Origin of the sequence: Pseudogulbenkiania ferrooxidans 2002 (assembly GCF_000174355.1) — a bacterium.
Lineage (GTDB): Bacteria > Pseudomonadota > Gammaproteobacteria > Burkholderiales > Chromobacteriaceae > Pseudogulbenkiania > Pseudogulbenkiania ferrooxidans.
The window spans coordinates 51,117-69,164 of sequence record NZ_ACIS01000014.1; the positions used below are offsets into that span (position 1 = coordinate 51,117).

General features: G+C 64.1%; 20 protein-coding genes and 2 pseudogenes. 18 read left to right on the forward strand and 4 right to left on the reverse strand.

Features of this window, described 5'->3' with window-relative positions; genetic code table 11:
- Positions 1-10 precede the first annotated feature (10 nt).
- From radA to FURADRAFT_RS18860, 3 genes are read left to right on the forward strand one after another with little or no spacing between them, the layout of a single operon-like run.
- A complete protein-coding gene (radA, locus tag FURADRAFT_RS18850; RefSeq protein WP_008955768.1) occupies positions 11-1,372 on the forward strand; it encodes a DNA repair protein RadA in 1,362 nt (453 codons plus the stop codon).
- A gap of 28 nt (positions 1,373-1,400) precedes the next feature.
- Positions 1,401-1,961, forward strand: coding sequence for a sigma-70 family RNA polymerase sigma factor (locus tag FURADRAFT_RS18855; protein ID WP_008955769.1), 561 nt, complete (start codon positions 1,401-1,403; stop codon positions 1,959-1,961).
- A complete protein-coding gene (locus FURADRAFT_RS18860) occupies positions 1,958-2,137 on the forward strand; it encodes a zf-HC2 domain-containing protein (protein ID WP_008955770.1) in 180 nt (59 codons plus the stop codon). Before FURADRAFT_RS18855 ends, FURADRAFT_RS18860 begins: the two co-directional genes overlap by 4 nt.
- Positions 2,138-2,348: 211 nt before the next feature.
- On the opposite strand, the gene FURADRAFT_RS18865 is transcribed toward FURADRAFT_RS18860, so the two are convergent.
- From FURADRAFT_RS18865 to FURADRAFT_RS18875, 3 genes are all read right to left on the reverse strand, one after another.
- Entirely contained in the window at positions 2,349-2,696 is a 348-nt protein-coding gene (locus FURADRAFT_RS18865; protein WP_008955771.1) for a DUF2325 domain-containing protein, read from the reverse strand.
- Positions 2,697-2,877: 181 nt separating this feature from the next.
- Positions 2,878-3,663, reverse strand: a complete 786-nt coding sequence (locus tag FURADRAFT_RS18870) for a hypothetical protein (RefSeq protein ID WP_008955772.1) — start codon at positions 3,661-3,663, stop codon at positions 2,878-2,880.
- 4 nt (positions 3,664-3,667) lie between these two features.
- Complete coding sequence (locus FURADRAFT_RS18875; protein ID WP_008955773.1) at positions 3,668-5,350, reverse strand: ABC1 kinase family protein; 1,683 nt, start codon at positions 5,348-5,350, stop codon at positions 3,668-3,670.
- A 61-nt stretch (positions 5,351-5,411) separates the two neighbouring features.
- On the opposite strand from FURADRAFT_RS18875, the gene FURADRAFT_RS18880 reads away from it, so the two are divergent.
- From FURADRAFT_RS18880 to FURADRAFT_RS18935, 12 genes are all read left to right on the forward strand, one after another.
- Positions 5,412-6,284, forward strand: coding sequence for a C40 family peptidase (locus FURADRAFT_RS18880; protein WP_008955774.1), 873 nt, complete (start codon positions 5,412-5,414; stop codon positions 6,282-6,284).
- Between the two features lie 75 nt (positions 6,285-6,359).
- The gene (locus FURADRAFT_RS18885; RefSeq protein ID WP_008955775.1) at positions 6,360-6,572 is read left to right on the forward strand and encodes a hypothetical protein; all 213 of its coding nucleotides are present in this window, start codon (positions 6,360-6,362) and stop codon (positions 6,570-6,572) included.
- 122 nt (positions 6,573-6,694) lie between these two features.
- Entirely contained in the window at positions 6,695-7,942 is a 1,248-nt protein-coding gene (locus FURADRAFT_RS18890; protein WP_008955776.1) for a lipoprotein-releasing ABC transporter permease subunit, read from the forward strand.
- Positions 7,935-8,642 (forward strand): lipoprotein-releasing ABC transporter ATP-binding protein LolD, encoded by a 708-nt coding sequence (gene lolD, locus FURADRAFT_RS18895; RefSeq protein WP_008955777.1) that lies wholly within the window; start codon positions 7,935-7,937, stop codon positions 8,640-8,642. The genes FURADRAFT_RS18890 and lolD overlap by 8 nt, the downstream gene beginning before the upstream one ends.
- Before the next feature lie 16 nt (positions 8,643-8,658).
- On the forward strand, positions 8,659-9,951 hold the full coding sequence (locus FURADRAFT_RS18900) for a mechanosensitive ion channel family protein (RefSeq protein ID WP_236261633.1): 1,293 nt from the start codon (positions 8,659-8,661) through the stop codon (positions 9,949-9,951).
- 16 nt (positions 9,952-9,967) lie between these two features.
- Positions 9,968-10,594, forward strand: coding sequence for a response regulator transcription factor (locus tag FURADRAFT_RS18905; protein WP_008955779.1), 627 nt, complete (start codon positions 9,968-9,970; stop codon positions 10,592-10,594).
- Positions 10,594-11,037 (forward strand): dihydroneopterin triphosphate diphosphatase, encoded by a 444-nt coding sequence (gene nudB / locus FURADRAFT_RS18910; protein ID WP_008955780.1) that lies wholly within the window; start codon positions 10,594-10,596, stop codon positions 11,035-11,037. Before FURADRAFT_RS18905 ends, nudB begins: the two co-directional genes overlap by 1 nt.
- 198 nt (positions 11,038-11,235) lie before the next feature.
- Positions 11,236-11,652, forward strand: coding sequence for a hypothetical protein (locus FURADRAFT_RS18915; RefSeq protein WP_008955781.1), 417 nt, complete (start codon positions 11,236-11,238; stop codon positions 11,650-11,652).
- A gap of 222 nt (positions 11,653-11,874) precedes the next feature.
- Entirely contained in the window at positions 11,875-12,624 is a 750-nt protein-coding gene (locus tag FURADRAFT_RS18920; protein ID WP_008955782.1) for an endonuclease/exonuclease/phosphatase family protein, read from the forward strand.
- A 265-nt stretch (positions 12,625-12,889) separates the two neighbouring features.
- The gene (locus tag FURADRAFT_RS18925) at positions 12,890-13,627 is read left to right on the forward strand and encodes a methionine ABC transporter ATP-binding protein (RefSeq protein ID WP_008955783.1); all 738 of its coding nucleotides are present in this window, start codon (positions 12,890-12,892) and stop codon (positions 13,625-13,627) included.
- Positions 13,627-14,313 carry a methionine ABC transporter permease gene (locus FURADRAFT_RS18930; protein WP_008955784.1) on the forward strand — a complete coding sequence of 229 codons (687 nt, stop codon included), beginning with the start codon at positions 13,627-13,629 and terminating at the stop codon, positions 14,311-14,313. Before FURADRAFT_RS18925 ends, FURADRAFT_RS18930 begins: the two co-directional genes overlap by 1 nt.
- A gap of 42 nt (positions 14,314-14,355) precedes the next feature.
- Positions 14,356-15,165 (forward strand): MetQ/NlpA family ABC transporter substrate-binding protein, encoded by an 810-nt coding sequence (locus FURADRAFT_RS18935; RefSeq protein ID WP_008955785.1) that lies wholly within the window; start codon positions 14,356-14,358, stop codon positions 15,163-15,165.
- A gap of 112 nt (positions 15,166-15,277) precedes the next feature.
- On the opposite strand, the gene FURADRAFT_RS18940 is transcribed toward FURADRAFT_RS18935, so the two are convergent.
- The gene (locus FURADRAFT_RS18940; RefSeq protein ID WP_008955786.1) at positions 15,278-15,487 is read right to left on the reverse strand and encodes a glycine zipper 2TM domain-containing protein; all 210 of its coding nucleotides are present in this window, start codon (positions 15,485-15,487) and stop codon (positions 15,278-15,280) included.
- 302 nt (positions 15,488-15,789) lie between these two features.
- On the opposite strand from FURADRAFT_RS18940, the pseudogene FURADRAFT_RS18945 reads away from it, so the two are divergent.
- The 3 genes and pseudogenes from FURADRAFT_RS18945 to FURADRAFT_RS21405 all read left to right on the forward strand — a co-directional run.
- Positions 15,790-16,017, forward strand: a pseudogene (locus FURADRAFT_RS18945) (sigma factor-like helix-turn-helix DNA-binding protein); the annotation flags it as partial.
- 356 nt (positions 16,018-16,373) lie between these two features.
- Positions 16,374-17,831, forward strand: a pseudogene (locus FURADRAFT_RS18950) (VCBS domain-containing protein); the annotation flags it as partial.
- 146 nt (positions 17,832-17,977) lie between these two features.
- Positions 17,978-18,048: VCBS domain-containing protein (locus FURADRAFT_RS21405; protein WP_408003251.1), on the forward strand; the 71-nt coding region annotated here is incomplete at its 3' end.

Genomic DNA, 18,048 nt, shown 5'->3' on the forward strand with positions numbered 1-18,048 from the left:
CGACATTCGCATGGCCAAAATCAAGACCGTTTACAGTTGTACCGAATGCGGCGGGCAGTCGCCCAAGTGGCAGGGACAGTGCCCGCACTGCCAGAGCTGGAACACCCTGGTCGAAACCGTCCAGGCGCCGGCTTCGGCCAACCCACGCTTCCAGGCCTGGGCCGATACCACCAGCCAGGTGCAGGTGCTGTCCGAGGTCGAAGCGGTGGAAGTGCCGCGCGAGCCGTCTGGCATCGGCGAGCTCGACCGCGTGCTGGGCGGCGGCCTGGTGCGCGGTGCGGTGATCCTGATCGGCGGCGACCCCGGTATCGGCAAGTCCACGCTGCTGTTGCAGGCGTTGTCGGAGGTCGGGGCGCGCCGCAAGGTGCTGTACGTTTCCGGCGAGGAATCGCCGCAGCAGATCGCCCTGCGTGCCTCGCGCCTGGCGGTCGACCCGGCGCGCGTGCGCTTCCTCGCCGAGATCCGCCTCGAGGCCATCCTCGCCACGCTGAAGCAGGAGGCGCCCGAGGTCGCGGTGATCGACTCGATCCAGACGCTCTACACCGAGCAGGTCACCTCGGCGCCCGGCTCGGTATCGCAGGTGCGCGAGTGCGCCGCCCAGTTGACGCGCATGGCCAAGCAGACCGGCACCACCATCCTCCTGGTCGGCCACGTTACCAAGGAAGGCTCGCTGGCCGGCCCGCGCGTGCTGGAGCACATGGTCGATACCGTGCTGTATTTCGAGGGCGAGTCGCACTCCAGCCACCGCATGATTCGCGCCATCAAGAACCGCTTCGGCGCGGTCAACGAGCTGGGCGTGTTCGCCATGACCGACAAGGGACTCAAGGGCGTGTCCAACCCGTCGGCGATCTTCCTGTCGTCGTACCGCGACGACGTCGCCGGGTCCTGCGTTCTGGTGACGCAGGAGGGCACGCGACCGTTGCTGGTCGAGGTGCAGGCGCTGGTGGACGACGCCCACGGCTTCCAGCCCAAGCGGCTCACCGTCGGGCTGGAGCAGAACCGGCTCGCCATGCTCTTGGCGGTGGCGCACCGTCACGCCACGGTCGCCTGCTTCGACCAGGACGTGTTCCTCAACGCCGTGGGCGGGGTGAAGATCTCGGAACCGGCGGCCGACCTGGCGGTGATCCTGGCTATCGTCTCGTCGCTGCGCAACCGTCCGCTGCCGGAAAAACTGGTGGTGTTCGGCGAGGTCGGCCTGGCCGGCGAGGTGCGTCCGGTGTCGCGTGGCCAGGAGCGCCTCAAGGAAGCGGCCAAGCTCGGCTTCACCCGCGCCATCGTGCCCACCGCCAACCGCCCGCGTCAGCCGATCGAGGGACTGGAGATCGTGGCCGTGGACCGCCTGGCGGACGCCATCGACTATTGCAAGGCATGACCGTTCACCTGGGAAGGGCCGCAGCACGATGATGACTCCCGAACTGATCGAGGCGGAACGTCCCTACCTGCTGCGCTACGCCTTGGCGCAATTGCGCGACCGCCAGGCCGCCGACGAGGTGGTGCAGGAGACGCTGCTGGCGGCGCTGGAGTCGCGTTCGTCGTTCGCCGGCAAGTCGTCGCCGCGCACCTGGCTGACCTCGATCCTGCGCTTCAAGCTGATCGACGCCGTGCGCCGCCAGTCGCGCGAGGTACCGCTGGAGCCGTTCGAGGACACGCTCGACGAAGCCGACGTCGACGCCCTGTTCGACGCCAGCGGCCACTGGCAGCACGCCATCCGCGCCTGGAGCGGGCCGGAGCAGGAACTGGTCGCCAAGCAATTCTGGGAGGTGTTCGAGCGCTGCTCGCAGGTGATGCCGCGCCGCACCGCGATGGCCTTCGTGATGCGCGAGGTGATCGGCATGGAGATCGCCGACATCTGTAAGAACCTTGGCATTACCGCGACCAACTGTTCGGTGCTGTTGTACCGGGCGCGCATGAGCCTGCGCGAATGCCTGGAAATCCGCTGGCTGGGGGGAGGTGCCGCGTGAGAATCAATTGCAAACAGGCCAGCCGGCTGATTTCCGATGCGCTCGACCGTCCCTTGAGCAAGAGCGAGTACCTGCGCCTGCGCATTCATCTGTTCCTGTGCGGCAACTGCAACGAATTCTCGCGCCAGCTACAGCTGATGCAGCAGACGGCTCGCAAGGCCGGGCGAGGGGAGTAGCCCGCCGGGCGCTCAGCAGCATGGATCAAGGCCGGACGTCGTCCGGCCTTGATCATTTCTGGGGAGCCTCAGAACCTGTTTAGGATCTCGCGAGCTAGAGCGAGGCAAAGCAAAAACGGCTGAGGAAGCGCAGTTTACACGGGGTGAATGAGCGTTCCGCAGACGGTTTTAACACCGTATCGTCGACGCGCGGCAGATCGTAAACAGGTTCTCAGTGCCTGCCCTTGCCGCGCTTGGCGGCATTCGGACAGTTGGCGCAGGCGTTTTGCTCGCACAGGCCGACGCCGCTCAGCGATTGCTTGAGCGCGCACACCGAGCGGCGGCAGGCGATGAAGCGCACGTTCTGTTCCGAGGCCAGGGCGCGGAAGTGACGCATCACGTTGTGGCCGAGGAAGTCGGTGAACAGGATCAGCATGTCGGTGCCGGCGGGCAGGCGGTCGAGCTTGCGCTGATGCGAGCTGTTGCGTCCGCTCAGATGACGATGGATGGAGATGCCGAAACTCTCCAGCACGGTGGGGATGTTGCCCAGGGTGTCGGCGCCGACCAGCATGGCGTTCATCGGGTGCTCCTTGAGGATGAGTAATTGAATAAATGATAATTATTATCATTTATCAAGTCAACGACTCGCGATCGGCGCCTTGCCGGACCTGTTGCAGACTGGAAACAGCCTGCTGGAGGCGCCGTGCCGGGGCGTCTGCCGGGAAGGGCGCCGCACGGCAAGAAGAGGGGCGATGCGGGAGCTAGTTGTCGGCCAGGACGCGGATGCGCACGGTGCGTTCCACCGAGCGCAGGCGCTGGCTGACGCCGATCAGCATCACCTGCCGTCCCTGCTCGTCGAGTCCCACGCTGCCGACATTCAGCCACTCGCCGACGGCGCCTTCCACGGTGGTGCTCAGCCGATTCTGCTCGATGCCGCCGACGCCGAAGGCCTCCTGGCGCGCCGCCAGCTCCACTACCACGCGGCTGCCGTTGCGCCTCGGCCGTACGTAAAAGCCCGTCACAGCATCCTGATACTCGGCCCCGCGCAGCAGGCCCCCGCGTGGCGTGATCATCAGCCAGGGCAGGGGGCGGCTGCTGCCGCTCTCGATGAAACCGCTGCCGCCGTCGAGCAGGCGCAGCGTCTGGCGGCTGCGACTGCTGCTCCGGCTTTGCGTGGCGTCGGCGCCGAGGGCCAGATCGCCGCGGCGGCGCCCGAGGTCAAGCTCGGCGTTGCCGATGCGCGCCGCGCCACCGAGCGACAGCGTGGAGTCGCTCTGGCGCGCGCCACCGTTCTGTTCGACCTCGATCAGCAGATTGCTCGGGCGCACGTCCAGGGTGCGCGCCAGGCGGCGTAGGGTGGCGAGCCGTGCCGGCGAGGCATCCAGGATCAGTTGCCGCCCCAGGCCGCTGGCGCTTTCCCCCGGGTGGAGGTGGGGGGCGATGGCGTCGGCCACCTCGCGGCCATCGCGCCAGCCCAGGTCGATCACCTCCAGGGCCATGACGTTGGCCGAAGCCAGCCATAAAGCGGCAAAGAGTGCATGTTTCATGGCTTCACCATTCCTTGCCGGCACGCCAGATCGACCAGATCAGCCAGATGCTGTTGAAGAACGCCACCATGAAGCCCAGAAAGCCGAAGAAAGGCAGCCCGAACAGCTTGGGCCCGGCGTTCACCGTCATGACGATGGACGAGCCGATGATCAGGCAGCCGGTGACGATGCCCATGGTCAGCCGGTTGGCGGTGCGGTCGAGCTGGCGGCCGAAGCTGTCGAGCCGCTGCAAGTCGAAGTTGATGCGGAACTTGCCGTGGCGGATGTCCTTGCCCAGCCGGATCAGGTCGCGCGGCAGGTCGCCGATCATGCCCATGGCTTCGACCAGGGTCTGTTTGCCGCGCTTGAGCAGCGTTTTCGGTGTGTAGCGGTTGAGAATCAGCTCGCGCACAAACGGCGTCAGGTGCTCGACCAGCTGAAAGTCCGGGTTGAGCTGGCGCCCCAGGCCTTCCAGCGTGATCAGCGCCTTGAACAGCATCGCCATGTCCGGCGGCAGCACGATGCCGTGGTCGCGGATCAGCGCCATGATGTCGACGATCAGCTGGCTGATGTTGAGATCCTTCAACGGCACGTGCTCGTACTGGAACATGAACTCGCTGATGTCGTCGGCGAACTTGTCCTCGTCGACCGGGGTGGTGCCGGTCCATTCGATCAATACGTCGATCATGGCGCGTTCGTCGCGCCCCGACAGGGCGGCCAGGAGATCGACGATCTCGTCGCGGCGGGCATGGCTGATGCGCCCGACCATGCCGAAGTCGATGAAGGCGATGCAGTTGTCGGGCTGGAAAATCACGTTGCCGGGGTGCGGGTCGGCGTGGAAGAAGCCGTTGATCAGGATCATGCGCAGCACCGCGTCGGCGCCGCGGTCGGCCAGGGTGATGGGGTCGAGCCCCGCCGCCTGCAGCGCGTCGACCCGGGTGGCAGCCTGGCCGTCGATAAAGTCCTGCACGTTGACCGCGGGGTTGGTGTAGTCCCAATACACCCCGGGCACGTGCACGAAGGGGTCGTCGGCGAAATCCCGCCGGAAGCGCTCCATGTTGCGCGCCTCGATCGCCAGGTTCATCTCGCGGTTGAGCGACCGGGCGAACTCGTTGACGATTTCGGTCGGCTGGTAGCGCCGGGCATCGGGAAACTCCAGCTCGATCAGCCCGGCGATGTGTTCGAGGATGCGCAGGTCGGCCTGCACCTTGGGCAGGATGCCGGGGCGGCGCAGCTTGACGGCCACCACGGTGCCGTCCTTGAGCGTGGCGCGATGCACCTGGGCGATCGAGGCCGAGCCGATCGGCTCCATCTCGAATTCCGCGAACAGCTCCTCGATCGGGTGCCCCAGCGCCTGCTTCACCAGGTGTGGCACCTGCTCCGGGTGTAGGGGGGGCACGTTGCTTTGCAGCTTCTCGAATTCGGTGATCCACTCCTGCGGGAAGACGTCGACGCGGGTGGAGAGAATCTGTCCCAGCTTGATGAAGGTCGGGCCGAGTTCCTCGAACGCCAGGCGTACCCGCACCGGCGGCGGCAGGCCCTCGTCGCCCTCCGGCAAGGGAAGATTCAGCCAGGCGCCGGCCTTGGCCAGTGCCCGTGGCAGCTTCAGGCGCTGGGCGAACTGGCCGAGTCCGTGGCGGAACAGGATTCCGGTGATTTCCTTCAGGCGCGGCAGGTCGCGCATGGCGATCAGGGTTTCTTTCAGCATCGGGTATCCCGCATTTTGGGTTGGCTTTACACTCCACGCCTCGTCCGATAGAGTGCGGCCTATGAAATTGCATCTGCACCTACTGGCTTGGGTGCTGGCTACCTTTATGGTATTGGCTTATGCCGCGCCAGACAAAGCCCCCACGGAAAATCACCCCGCCGCCGAGACCCAGGAAGACCCCATCGGCAAGTTTGCCGCACCGGGCGAAGAGGCTGTTGGCGACCTGTTGTTGCAGGCCATGAGCCTGCTGGGCGTAGCTTACCGTTTTGGCGGCAGTAATCCTTCGGCAGGGCTGGATTGCAGTGGTTTCATTCAGTATGTATTCAAAAAATCATTACGGGTGAATCTGCCGCGCACGGCGGCGGAAATGGCGCATACCGGAAAAGCGGTCGATAAAAGTGAACTGGCGCCCGGTGATCTGGTCTTTTTCAATACCCGTGGCTTCCAGTACTCGCATGTCGGCATCTACATGGGGGGCGGCAAGTTCATCCACTCCCCGCGCACCGGCAAGTCGGTCGAAGTCTCCAACATGAATCAGGATTACTGGACGTCGCGCTACAACGGCGCCCGCCGCGTGAACCGCGGCTCGGCCTCGAATTTCGTGCGCGACGACAGTGAGCCGGCTCCGGTGAAGAACGTCTCGAAGGCGGTGGCGGAGGCCAAGGCGCCGACTGCCAAGATGGTCTGTCGCAAGGGGCGGCGCTGCAAGCAGGAGGCCGCGGTGGCCGAGGCCAAGGATTCGGGTGCCAAGGTGGTCTGCCGCAAGGGCCGTCACTGCAAACAGGAACAGGCCGCTTCCGACAAGGGCAAGGCTTCCGCCAAGGCGGGCAGGTCGTCCCGTGGCAAGAAGGCCGAAGAGACCAGGAGCAAGTCGTCCGTGGCCGGCAAGTCCGCCAAGGGCGCCCACAAGAAAAAAGTGGCCTCGTCGCATTGATGCGGCATGCCGCGCGCTACCGTCGATGCCCGCCCTGGCGGGCATTGCGTTTTTGAAAGTCGAACGGAACGTCCTATGAAACTGCAACAACCGGTTTGGCTCGATCCGGAGGGCAACGTGGTCGCCTGCGTCGAGAAGATCAAGGTGATGAACGAGAACCTCGAAGAGCTGGCGCAGATGGCGCAGGATGCCTTCGAGGATGCCATCCTAATGGGGTGCGACGAGCGTCAGGTGCGCGCCTTCCTGGTGGCGATGATGCAGAGTCTCGACAACCCCTATCAGGGCTGAGCGCCGTTGACGTCAACCGCCCGCGCGGCTGCCTTGCCTCTTTGCCCCGTGGCGCCAATCGTATTGGCCCCGATACGCGCCACGACGTTTACCTATTGCTCCCTGCCCGAGGATTCTTCCGGATGGCCCTCCCTTTTGAAGCCCTGATCGGCTTCCGCTACCTGCGCGCCAAACGCCGCAACGGTTTCATTTCCTTCATTTCGCTGGTGTCGGTGCTGGGCATCGCCCTCGGTGTGGCGGCGCTGATCATCGTGCTGTCGGTGATGAACGGTTTCCAGAAGGAAATCCGCGGCCGCATTCTCGGCGTCGCGTCGCACGTTGAGGTCAGTACCTACCAAGGCAAGTTGTCGGACTGGCAATCGGTGGCCGGGCTGGCCGCCAAGGAGCCGCACGTCATCGCCGCCGCGCCCTTCGTCAATGCCCAGGGCTTGATGTCGGCGGCCGGCAACGTGCGCGGGGCCCTCATCCGCGGCATCGACCCGGCCAGCGAGGACCGCGTGGTCGATGTCGGCAAGCACATGGTGACCGGCAAGCTCGCCTCGCTCAAGCCGGGCGAGTTCGGCATCCTGCTGGGGGTTGAGCTGGCGCGCCAGCTCAACGTCGTGACCGGCGACAAGGTCACGGTGATCACCCCCGAAGGCAGCGTCACCCCGGCCGGCATGCTGCCGCGGCTGAAGCAGTTCACCGTGGTGGGCATGTTCAAGGTCGATATGTTCGAGTACGACTCGTCGCTGGCGATGATCCACCTCAAGGACGCCCAGGTGTTGTTCCGCATGGGCAGCATGGTGAGCGGGGTGCGCCTGAAGCTGGACGACCCGATGGCGGCGCCGCTGGTGAAGGCCGAGCTGCGTAACAAGCTGTCGGCCAGCGCGCTCACCACCGACTGGACCGATACCAACGCCAACTACTTCCGCGCGGTGCAGATCGAGAAGCGCATGATGACCATCATCCTGACGCTGATCGTCGCCGTAGCGGCGTTCAACCTGGTCTCTTCGCTGGTGATGGTGGTCACCGACAAGCAGGCCGACATTGCCATCCTGCGCACCCTGGGGGCCGCGCCTTCCAGCATCATGAAGATCTTCATGATCCAGGGCGCCGTGTCCGGTGTGCTGGGGACCTTCTCCGGTGTCGCCGGCGGGGTGTTGGTGGCGCTCAACTTGGACGTCATCGTGCCGCTGATCGAACGCATCATCGGCACCAAGATACTGTCGAGTGAGGTGTACATGATCGACTACCTGCCGTCCGACGTGCAGTGGAGCGATGTCTCCACCATTACTGTGATTTCGCTGCTGCTGGCTCTCGTGGCCACGTTGTATCCGAGCTGGCGCGCGGCGCGTACCCAGCCGGCGGAGGCCCTGCGCTATGAATAAGGTATTGCGTTGTCACGATCTGACCAAGGTCTACGACGAGGGCGGACTGAACGTCCAGGTGCTGTCGAAGGTGACGCTAGAGGTGGAAAAGGGCGAGCGGCTGGCTATCGTCGGTGCCTCCGGCTCGGGCAAGAGCACCTTGCTGCACCTGTTGGGCGGGCTCGATACCCCGAGTTCGGGCGAGATCGAGGTGCTGGGGCAATCGCTGTCGCGCCTGAGCGAGCGCCAGCGCGGCGAGTTGCGCAACCGTTCGCTCGGTTTCGTCTATCAGTTCCATCACCTGCTGCCGGAATTTACCGCGCTGGAAAACGTCATGATGCCGCTTTTGATCCGGCGCATGCCGCGCGCCGAGGCGGAGCAGCTGGCGGCGGAGATGCTGGGCCGCGTCGGTCTGTCGCGCCGTCTGGCGCACAAGCCGGGCGAGTTGTCCGGCGGCGAGCGGCAGCGCGCCGCCATCGCCCGTGCGCTGGTGACGCGGCCGGCCTGCGTGCTGGCCGACGAGCCGACAGGCAACCTCGACCGGGGCAACGCCGACGCGGTGTTCGAACTGATGCTGGAGCTGAACGCCAGCCTTGGCACCAGCCTGGTGATCGTCACCCACGACGACCGCCTGGCGAGCCGCGCCGGGCGCGTGCTGCGCCTGACCGACGGCGTGCTGTCGGTCGATGCGCCGCAACCGGCTCTCTCTGTCACCCATTAAGGAAGGCTTCCTCGGCATGCTGGTCAACGGCGACAAACTGCTTACCCTGGAAAAACTGCTGCTGACGCTGGAAACGCCAGCCGGCTGGCTGGAACTCGTGCTGGCGTTGGCCGCATTCATGGCGGGCCTGTACGTGGCGAGGAGGGTGTACCGCCGCCTGTTCGCCCTTCATCCCGAGCGGTATGACCGTTTTCTGCCCTACGCCAGTTTCCGCCTGGTGCTGCCGCTGGCAGCGCAGGTGCTGGTGATTGTCAGCGCGGGGCTGTGGCGCCTGGTTCTGGGCGAGGCGCCGCAGCTTCTGCCCATCGCCAGCGCTATGCTGTTCTGGCTCGGGCTGATCCGCCTCGCTACCGCCATGGTGCGCCAGGCGCTGCCCAAGGGGCGCTTCGAGAGTACCACCGAGCACTTTCTCGCCACACTGTTCTGGCTGGGCTTCGTCAGCTGGGCCATCGGCGTCGATACGCTGGCGGTGGACTGGCTGGAGTCGATCCGTTTCCACGTCGGCAAGGTCGAGGTCAACCTGTATATGATCCTGACCGGCTTGCTGTGGGTGGCCATCATCCTGGTGGGCTCGCTGTGGGTGAGCCGCATCATCGAGTCGCGGGTGATGAAGCTCACCGATATCGACCTGAGCCTGCGCATCGTGTTCACCAAGTTGGCGCGGACCGTGCTGCTGGTGGCCGGGGTGATGGTGGCGCTGCCGATCATCGGCATCGATCTCACCGTGTTGTCGGTGTTTGGCGGTGCGCTCGGCGTCGGTCTTGGCTTCGGCTTGCAGAAGATCGCCAGCAATTACGTTTCCGGCTTCATCATCCTGCTCGACCGCTCGATCCGCATCGGTGACCGGCTGATGATCGACAACCGTACCGGCTACGTCACCAAGATCACCTCGCGCTACGTGGTACTGAAAACCGCCGACGGCTCGGAGGCCCTGGTGCCGAACGATACGCTGATCGCCAGTACCGTGATCAACCAGTCCTATTCGGACAAGAGCATCTGGACCAGCGTGACGGTGCAGGTCGGCTACGACAGCGACCTGGAACTGGTGCTGCGGCTGTTGCGTGAAGCCGCGGTGCATCCGCGTGTGCTGCACGACCCGGCGCCGGCCTCGTTCGTCACCGCCTTCGCCGACAGCGGCATCAACATGGAGCTGGGGTTCTGGGTGGCCGATCCTGAAAACGGCTTCCTGGGGCTCAAGTCGGAGATCAATCTGGCCATCTGGCGCGCTTTCAAGCAACATGGCATCACCATCCCGTTCCCGCAGCGCGAGGTGCGCATACTGGCCCAGGCCAGCGGGGACGCCGCCTAACCACGAGAGGGAGAGCATGTCGGATAAGCAGCTTGCGGTGATTGACGATGACGAGGCGGTGCGCGACTCGTTGATCTGGCTATTCGACGGGCAGGGCTTCCAGACCACGGGTTTCGACAGCGCCGAGGCTTTTCTGGCCGGTCCCGGCCCGGCTGCCTTCAATGCGCTGATCGTCGATTTGCGCCTGTCCGGCATCAGCGGCATCGTGCTGCTCGAAAGGTTGGCCGAACACCCCTACTGCCCGCCGGTGATCATGCTCACCGCCCACGGCGACGTGCCGCACGCGGTGGCGGCGCTCAAGCTCGGGGCCATCGATTTCATGGAGAAGCCGTTCGACGACGGCCGGCTGCTGGCCATGGTCGACCAGGCGCTGCTGCGGGACCAGCAGGAGCGCGACCGCTTCGGGCGGCTGAGCCGGCTCAACCAGTCGCTGGCGCTGCTCACCGAGCGCGAGCGCGAGGTGATGCAGCTGATCCTGGCGGGCAAGCTCAACAAGCAGATCGCCGACGAACTGGCGATCAGCATGAAGACGGTGGAAGTGCACCGCTCGCGCGTGTTCGACAAGATGGGCGTCAAGTCGGCGGTCGAACTGGCCGGGCTGATGGCGGTACTCGACAAGCCGGACGCCGGGAGCAAGGGCTGATGGGCAACAAGCAGCCGGTGTCGGTGCTGGTGGTGATTCATGCCGCCGACGGTCAGGTCTTGCTGATCGAACGCGCCGACCGCGCCGGTTTCTGGCAGTCGGTGACGGGCAGCCGGGAAGGGCAGGAGGCGCTGATCGACACGGCGCGACGCGAGGTGCGCGAAGAGACCGGGCTCGACGCCGATGCCTATGCGTTGAGCGACTGGCACATCACCAATCGTTACGAAATCTATCCGCACTGGCGCCATCGCTACCCGCCCGGCGTGACCGAGAACGAAGAGCATGTGTTCGGTCTGCTGCTGCCGGCGCCGCGGCCGGTCACGCTGGCGCCGGACGAGCACTGCCGCTACCAGTGGCTGCCCTGGGCCGAGGCCGCCGACAAGGTTTTTTCCCCTTCCAACGCCGAGGCGCTGCGCCTATTGCCGCGCTACCTGCCGTCCTGATCTCGCCCTCTCTCCCGCCTGCCGGCTCTTTCCGGGTGGCGCGTGCCGGCCGCGTTTGCTTTAATGGATTGCCGGCACCGGCTGGCTTGCTGCAAGTCGTGTCGGAGGTTGTAAGAAAACCTTAAAATTGTTCCAGCTTACCCCATGTTAAAATTGCATGACATGTAATTTTATTCTTTATAAAAGCAAGGATTGACGATGAACGCAGCCAAGAAAATCAGGAAGTACATTGAGTCGGGCGAGAACGCAGAACAGGTACAGGTGCTGAAGGATCTGGCGGCGGCATTGGAACTGGGCCAGTCGTTTGACCTGAAGGCCTTGTACGAGATCGACATGCGCTATTTCGAGGCGGCGATCGAATTGCTGAACGACTGGCGTTTCGACCGGCGCATTTCTTCCCGCAGCAAGCTGCTCGAGCGCCTGCTGGTTGAGACCGCTCCCGAGGCCAAGGTGGAGGTGCCTGCCGAGGCGGTGGTGGCGGAAACCCCCGCCGTGGTGGCCGCCGAGCCGGTGGCTCCGGTGGTGGTGGCCGAGGTGAAGGAGGTGGTTGAGCTTAAGAGCCCGAAGGCCCCGAAGGCTCCGCGTGCCGCCAAGAGTGCCACCACCAAGAAGTAAGCCGTAGCCTGGCCGCGCCCCGGCGCCTGACCCCAACAGCCCCGCTACGCGGGGCTGTTGTTTTTGCCGATGCGGCAAGGCGCGGGGTGTGCCGGCTGTCTATAGTGGGTTTATCCGATTGGCGTTTTTTTGTCTCGTCAGGCCGGGCGGGCAGTGCCTGCCGGGTGCCGCCGTGGCAACCCGGCAACGCCAAGGCGCGATGCGGAAGGGCTGGCTGACATAATGGAACCGCTCAAGGTTTCGACCTACAACATCCACAAGGGCATGTCGGTGCTCAACCGCCATGTCAGGGTGGAAGACATGGCCAAGGCGCTGGACTCGCTGTCATCCGACGTGATGTTCCTGCAAGAAGTACAGGGCAAGAATCTGCTGCGCACGCTGAGCCACCACGAGTGGCCGCGCATCCCCCAGCACCAGTACCTGGCGCGTCAGCTCGGGCGCAAGGCCGCCTACGGCCTCAACGCCAGCTACGGCCATGGCCATCATGGCAATGCGGTGCTGACCCGCTTTCCGATCACCTCCTGGTGCAATCTCGACATCTCGGTCAACCGTTTCGAGAGCCGCGGCGTGCTGCACTGCGTGCTGGAGCCGCCCGGCTGGAGCACGCCGGTGATCGCGCTGTGCGCCCATCTCAACCTGCGCGCCGGCGACCGGCGCAAGCAGTACGCCACGTTGGCGCGCTACATCCGCGACAACGTCCCGGCGCACTATCCACTGATCCTGGCCGGCGACTTCAACGACTGGCGCGGCGAGGCGACCGACCGGCTGCTGGCCGAGAACGGCCTGCACGAGGTGTTCCAGCACCTGTTCGGCCAACATGCGCGCAGCTTTCCGTCGCGCCTGCCGCTCTTGACCCTGGACCGCATCTACGTGCGTGGCCTGCGCCCGGTCAATGCCAAGGCCCATCACGGCGCGCCGTGGAACGGGCTGTCCGATCACCTGCCGTTGTCGGCGGAATTGCTGCCGGTGTGAAGGGAGAATACCCTGGAGTGTGGTGTGGTCTAGTGGCTTTGACTGGTGGCTGGCGCGTAAGTAGTGAAAATCGCACTTTCGGTCTTGACCGTAAAGGAAAAAACATGTTCAATACAGAAAACTATCGCCGATTTGAACACAGCTTGCGGGCGTAAAATAGCTAAAGCGTGGACAGCCCACAGGGTTGTAACGATTTTCGATCCCGAAGATTTCCATGCACAAAGCCCGCCGTGTCCACGGCGGGCTTTGTCATTGGAGCTTCACCATGATTCATTTGCAGAACGTGCGCAAACGCTACCGTCGCCCCGACGGTGGCTGGTTCGAGGCGGTGGCGTCGACCTCGCTGTCGATCGGCGCCGGCGAAATCTTCGGCCTGATCGGCTACTCCGGTGCCGGCAAGTCCACCCTGATGCGCCTGATCAACCTGCTCGAGCGCCCGGACGAGGGCAGCGTCATCGTCGACACCCAGGATCTCACCGGTCTGTCCGCACGCGAACTGCGCCGCGCCCGTCAGAACATCGGCATGGTGTTCCAGCAGTTCAACCTGCTGGCCAACCGCACCGTGGCCGGCAACGTGGCGTTTCCGCTGGAGATCGCCGGCTGGTCCAAGGGCGATATTGAGAAACGCGTCGCCGAGTGCCTGGAGGTGGTGGGCTTGACCGACCGTGCCGGCCACTACCCGGCGCAACTGTCCGGCGGCCAGAAGCAACGCGTCGGCATCGCCCGCGCCCTGGCGCCCAACCCCAAGGTGATCCTGGCCGACGAGGCCACCTCGGCGCTCGACCCCAAGACCACCCAGAGCATTCTCGACTGCCTGCAGGACATCAACCGCCGCTTCGGCGTGACCGTGGTGGTGGTGACGCACGAGATGAACGTGGTGCGCTCGATCTGCCAGCGCGCCGCGGTGCTGGACGCCGGCCGGGTGGTCGAGGTGCTGGACATCGTCGACGGACGGATCGAGGCGGAGTCCGAACTCGCCCGTTCGCTGCTGGAGGCCGCGTGATGGAAACACTGACTTTTGCCGATGCGCTCGCCAACCTGAGCATGATGGCCCCGGAAATCTGGCAGGCGTGCAAGGAAACCGCACTGATGCTGGTCATCGGGCTGGCCGCCGCGTTCTGCTTTGGCGGCCCGCTGGGCTTCCTGCTCTACCTGACCCAGCCTGGGCAGATCTTCGCCCATCGCATCGTCAACGGCGTGCTGGGCTGGCTGGTCAACCTGGTGCGTTCGTTCCCGTTCATCATTCTGATGGTGTCGCTGGTGCCGCTGACGCGGATCCTGGTCGGGTCGACCATCGGCCCGGTGGCGGCGGCGGTGCCGTTGTCGTTCGCGGCGATCCCGTACTTCGCGCGCCTGGTCGAGCAGACGCTGCGCGAGGTGCCGCGCGGCGTGGTGGAGGCGGCCGAGGCCATGGGCGCCAGTCCGCTGCAGATCATCACCAAGGTGCTGCTGGTGGAGGCACGCTCCGGCCTGATCTCCGGCGTCACCATCCTCACTATCAGTTTTCTGTCCTACTCGGCGGTGGCCGGCGTGGTGGGCGGCGGTGGTATCGGCGACCTCGCCATCCGCTACGGCTACTACCGCTTCCAGACCGAGGTGATGATCGCCATGGTGCTGCTCCTGGTGCTCATCGTGCAGATCATCCAGTTCGTCGGTAACCGCCTGGCGGCACGGCTGGACAAGCGTTAATCCACCCCATCCCTTACTGAATAAAACGACAAGGAGTTCAACATGCGTAGATTCGTTCTCAAGGCACTGGCCGTCTCCGTAGTGGGTCTGGCCGTAGCGGGTTCCGCCCTGGCTGCCGACCCGTCCAAGAAGGAAATCGTCATCGGCACGACGGTGGGTGATTTCGGCGACATGGTCAAGCAGTCGGTCAAGCCGATCCTGGAAAAGCAGGGCTACAGCGTCAAGCTGGTCGAGTTCACCGACTACGTGCGCCCGAACCTGGCGCTGCAGGAAGGCTCGCTCGACGTCAACGTGTTCCAGCACAAGCCCTACCTCGACAACTTCGCCAAGGAGCACAAGCTGTCGCTGAAGGAAGTGTTCCAGGTGCCGACCGCGCCGCTGGGCATCTACCCGGGCAAGCTGAAGTCGCTGAAGGACATCAAGGCGGGCTCCACCGTGGCCGCGCCGAACGACCCGAGCAACTTTGCCCGCGCGCTGGTGATGCTGAGCGACCTGGGCTGGATCAAGCTGAAGCCGGGCATCGACCCCCTCACCGCTTCCGAACACGACATCGCCCAGAACCTGAAGAACATCAAGATCGTGCCGCTGGAGGCTGCCCAGCTGCCGCGCTCGCGCAACGACGTGGACTTCGCCGTGATCAACGGCAACTACGCCACCAGCTCGGGCATCAAGCTGACCGAAGCCGTTTATCAGGAAAAGAGCTACGCCTACGTGAACTGGGGCGTGGTGCGCGCCGCCGACGTCAAGAAGGCCTGGGTGAAGGATGTGGTGGCCGCCTACAACTCCAACGAGTTCAAGGCCTGGGCCAAGCAGAAGTACGCCGGCTACAAGCTGCCGGCAAACTGGAAGTAAGCGATTTTTTTACTTCAAGGCATTCGGGAGGGCTCAGGCCCTCCTTTTTTTACGTCCTGCGGGGACGATCCGGCACCGTCCGGCCCGGTCGGGGGACGGTGCCGGCGGCGGTTTACTTCAGGCCACCGTTGCCGATGATGCCGCCGACCGCCGCCCCGCCCAGCGTACCGAAGGTGTCGCCACCGGTCAGCACCGAACCGGCCACGCCACCGACGGCGGCGCCGACGGCGGCGTTCTTCTGGCGTTGCGTCATGCCGGCACACCCGCTCAGGGTGGCGATGGCGAGCAGGATGAGCATGGAACGAGTCAGGGTTTTGTTCATGTGAAACCTCGTGTGGCGCTCACGGACGTCTCTGGTCCGCTGAGCTGTATGTGACATCGGTATAGACCGCGCCGGTCCCGCGAGAGTTCCTGCGCCGCCGCCGTGGGGGCCGTGGGGCGACGGGCCGTGCGCCGCTGGCTGGCGGCGAACTCGTCAGCAGGAGAAACGCCCGGTCGCGCGTGCATTTTCTACCTGCATTTTTTTTGCAAGCAACTATGCTGAAGGAAGGCAAGGCAATACTGGTTTCACGATGTGCCTGTGGGTGACCATACCCAAGGGGCTTTGCGACAACGCAGGAGGACAGACACATGAAACTCGAACAGTTCAACCATGTCGCCGACCTGATCGGCCTGAAGAAACAATCGCGCGAAGCCGTCTGGCTGATGGAGATCGACGGCATGACCGGCTACGCCGCGGCCAAGCAGCTCGACATCAGCGAGTCGACCGTCTCACGCGCCCACGCCCGCTTCCGCCGCGCCATCAAGGAACTCAATGCCATGGCGAGCCATCTGCCGCTGGAAACCCGTTAGCTAGCGGGCTGACACCGCCGGCGATCCGTCCGGCTGATCGTGCAAAGGTTGGCCGAAGCCTCTCGAAAGAGGGGCTTCGGCCAACCTTTGTGCTTTGGGCCGTGCCGGGGCGCCCGCCGCCTGCCGTTGCTGCCTTCGACCCCTTCCGGAACGCACCCTGAGCGTCGTGGTTCGCGAAGCGAATGGGGGCAGAAAGTCTAGTACATCACCATCTGTTTTGCCGAGCAACCCAGGGTGTACCGAAGGACAATAGCTTCCTGTTCATTTAAAACTATTATCCAAAATAGTTAGTTGTTATGGGTTTTTACGAGTCTTATCAGAGGTGGCGTCGAGTTTGACTCATCAGGGGGATCATCATGGCAACAAGTAGCGATACGACCGTGGTTGGCACCAGTTCCGCCGACACGCTCAATGGCGGTGCAGGCAACGATGTCCTGAGCGGTGGAGCGGGCAATGATTTTCTCAATGGTGGCGCGGGCAGCGACACCCTCGACGGCGGTAGCGGCAGCGACCTGCTGAACGGTGGGTCGGGGAATGACACGCTCATCTACACTCTCTCGGAAAACAGCGGCTCCACGGATATCTATACCGGCGGATCAGGCATCGATACGGTACAGCTCAATCTCACCAGCAGCGAGTGGCTGAGCAACACGGTGCAGCAAGAAGTAGCCCGTTATGTCCAGCACCTGGCCAGTGTCAAGACCAATATCAATACCGGTGAAGTGTCCAACGGCACTGCCAGTGACTTCACTTTCGATTTTGGCAACGGTACCAAGCTGACCGTGTCGATGATGGAAAAGCTGGATGTATGGGTGAATGGTGCCGCTATCGACTTCCACAAACCGGTCATCAGCACAGCCGATTCAAGCGGGGGCGTCATCGAGGACGCCAGTCATCCGATGCTGTCGACCTCCGGCAACATCAGTTTCTTTGATGTCGACCTGAGCCAGACCCACAGCGTGAGTGTGCAATCTGATTCAGGCAACAGTCTCGGCGGCGCGCTCACCGCGACGTTGACCGACTCCGCCTTGGGAGACGGGGCGGGTAAAGTCACGTGGAGTTATTCTCTCGCGGATGGCACCGACGGCGTTGCCGGGACTGTCCAGTCGATGGCCGCCGGCGAAAGTGCAACCGAAACCTTTACCATTGTCATTACCGACAGTAGTGGCAAACAGGTGGCCCAGGACGTCACCATTACCCTCACCGGCACCAACGATGCTCCCGTTGTATCGGGACACATCAGCGGCCAGGGTATCGAGGATGGCAGCAGCTTCGCGATCAACCTGCTGGCCGATGCCTCGGATATCGATCACGGGGCGGTATTGCATGTGGAAGGGCTTAACTCGTTGCCAGACGGTGTGTCTTTGTCCGGTTCCACCCTGACGGTGGATCCAGGCAATGCGGCATTCCAGCACTTGGCCGAGGGCCAGGTGGAGCTCATCACCCTCAACTACCAGGTGGTTGATGAACACGGCGCTTGGGCGGATGAAACAGCGGAGATTACGGTTACTGGTACCAACGACGCTGCTAGCATGAGCGGCGACCAGACCGGTGCGTTGGGCGAGGACAGCGTCACGCCGGCTACCGGCTCGCTGACGGTGAGCGACGTCGACGACGGCCAGGCCCACACCCAGACCGCCAGCAATCAAGCCAGCGCACTGGGCCACTACTCGGTGGATGTGGACGGCAACTGGAGCTACGTGGTCGACAACGCGGCGGTGCAGCACCTGGCCGCCGGCACCAGCACCACCGACAGCTTTACCGTCACCAGCACCGACGGTACCGCGAGCAAGGTCGTGACCATCACCATCAACGGTGCCAACGACTCCGCCAGCATGAGTGGCGACCAGGCTGGCACGTTGAGCGAGGACAGTGTCACGCCGGCCACCGGCACGCTGACGGTGAGCGACGTCGACGACGGCCAGCGCACACCCAGACCGCCAGCAATCAAGCCAGCACACTGGGCCACTACTCGGTGGATGTGGACGGCAACTGGAGCTACGTGGTCGACAACGCGGCGGTGCAGCACCT

Coding starts and splice junctions, on each gene's coding strand:
- radA (WP_008955768.1), top strand. CDS start 11: ATGGCCAAAATCAAGACCGTTTACAGTTGTACCGAATGCGGCGGGCAG.
- FURADRAFT_RS18855 (WP_008955769.1), top strand. CDS start 1,401: ATGATGACTCCCGAACTGATCGAGGCGGAACGTCCCTACCTGCTGCGC.
- FURADRAFT_RS18865 (WP_008955771.1), bottom strand. CDS start 2,696: ATGAACGCCATGCTGGTCGGCGCCGACACCCTGGGCAACATCCCCACC.
- FURADRAFT_RS18870 (WP_008955772.1), bottom strand. CDS start 3,663: ATGAAACATGCACTCTTTGCCGCTTTATGGCTGGCTTCGGCCAACGTC.
- FURADRAFT_RS18875 (WP_008955773.1), bottom strand. CDS start 5,350: ATGCTGAAAGAAACCCTGATCGCCATGCGCGACCTGCCGCGCCTGAAG.
- FURADRAFT_RS18880 (WP_008955774.1), top strand. CDS start 5,412: ATGAAATTGCATCTGCACCTACTGGCTTGGGTGCTGGCTACCTTTATG.
- FURADRAFT_RS18885 (WP_008955775.1), top strand. CDS start 6,360: ATGAAACTGCAACAACCGGTTTGGCTCGATCCGGAGGGCAACGTGGTC.
- FURADRAFT_RS18890 (WP_008955776.1), top strand. CDS start 6,695: ATGGCCCTCCCTTTTGAAGCCCTGATCGGCTTCCGCTACCTGCGCGCC.
- lolD (WP_008955777.1), top strand. CDS start 7,935: ATGAATAAGGTATTGCGTTGTCACGATCTGACCAAGGTCTACGACGAG.
- FURADRAFT_RS18900 (WP_236261633.1), top strand. CDS start 8,659: ATGCTGGTCAACGGCGACAAACTGCTTACCCTGGAAAAACTGCTGCTG.
- FURADRAFT_RS18905 (WP_008955779.1), top strand. CDS start 9,968: ATGTCGGATAAGCAGCTTGCGGTGATTGACGATGACGAGGCGGTGCGC.
- nudB (WP_008955780.1), top strand. CDS start 10,594: ATGGGCAACAAGCAGCCGGTGTCGGTGCTGGTGGTGATTCATGCCGCC.
- FURADRAFT_RS18915 (WP_008955781.1), top strand. CDS start 11,236: ATGAACGCAGCCAAGAAAATCAGGAAGTACATTGAGTCGGGCGAGAAC.
- FURADRAFT_RS18920 (WP_008955782.1), top strand. CDS start 11,875: ATGGAACCGCTCAAGGTTTCGACCTACAACATCCACAAGGGCATGTCG.
- FURADRAFT_RS18925 (WP_008955783.1), top strand. CDS start 12,890: ATGATTCATTTGCAGAACGTGCGCAAACGCTACCGTCGCCCCGACGGT.
- FURADRAFT_RS18930 (WP_008955784.1), top strand. CDS start 13,627: ATGGAAACACTGACTTTTGCCGATGCGCTCGCCAACCTGAGCATGATG.
- FURADRAFT_RS18935 (WP_008955785.1), top strand. CDS start 14,356: ATGCGTAGATTCGTTCTCAAGGCACTGGCCGTCTCCGTAGTGGGTCTG.
- FURADRAFT_RS18940 (WP_008955786.1), bottom strand. CDS start 15,487: ATGAACAAAACCCTGACTCGTTCCATGCTCATCCTGCTCGCCATCGCC.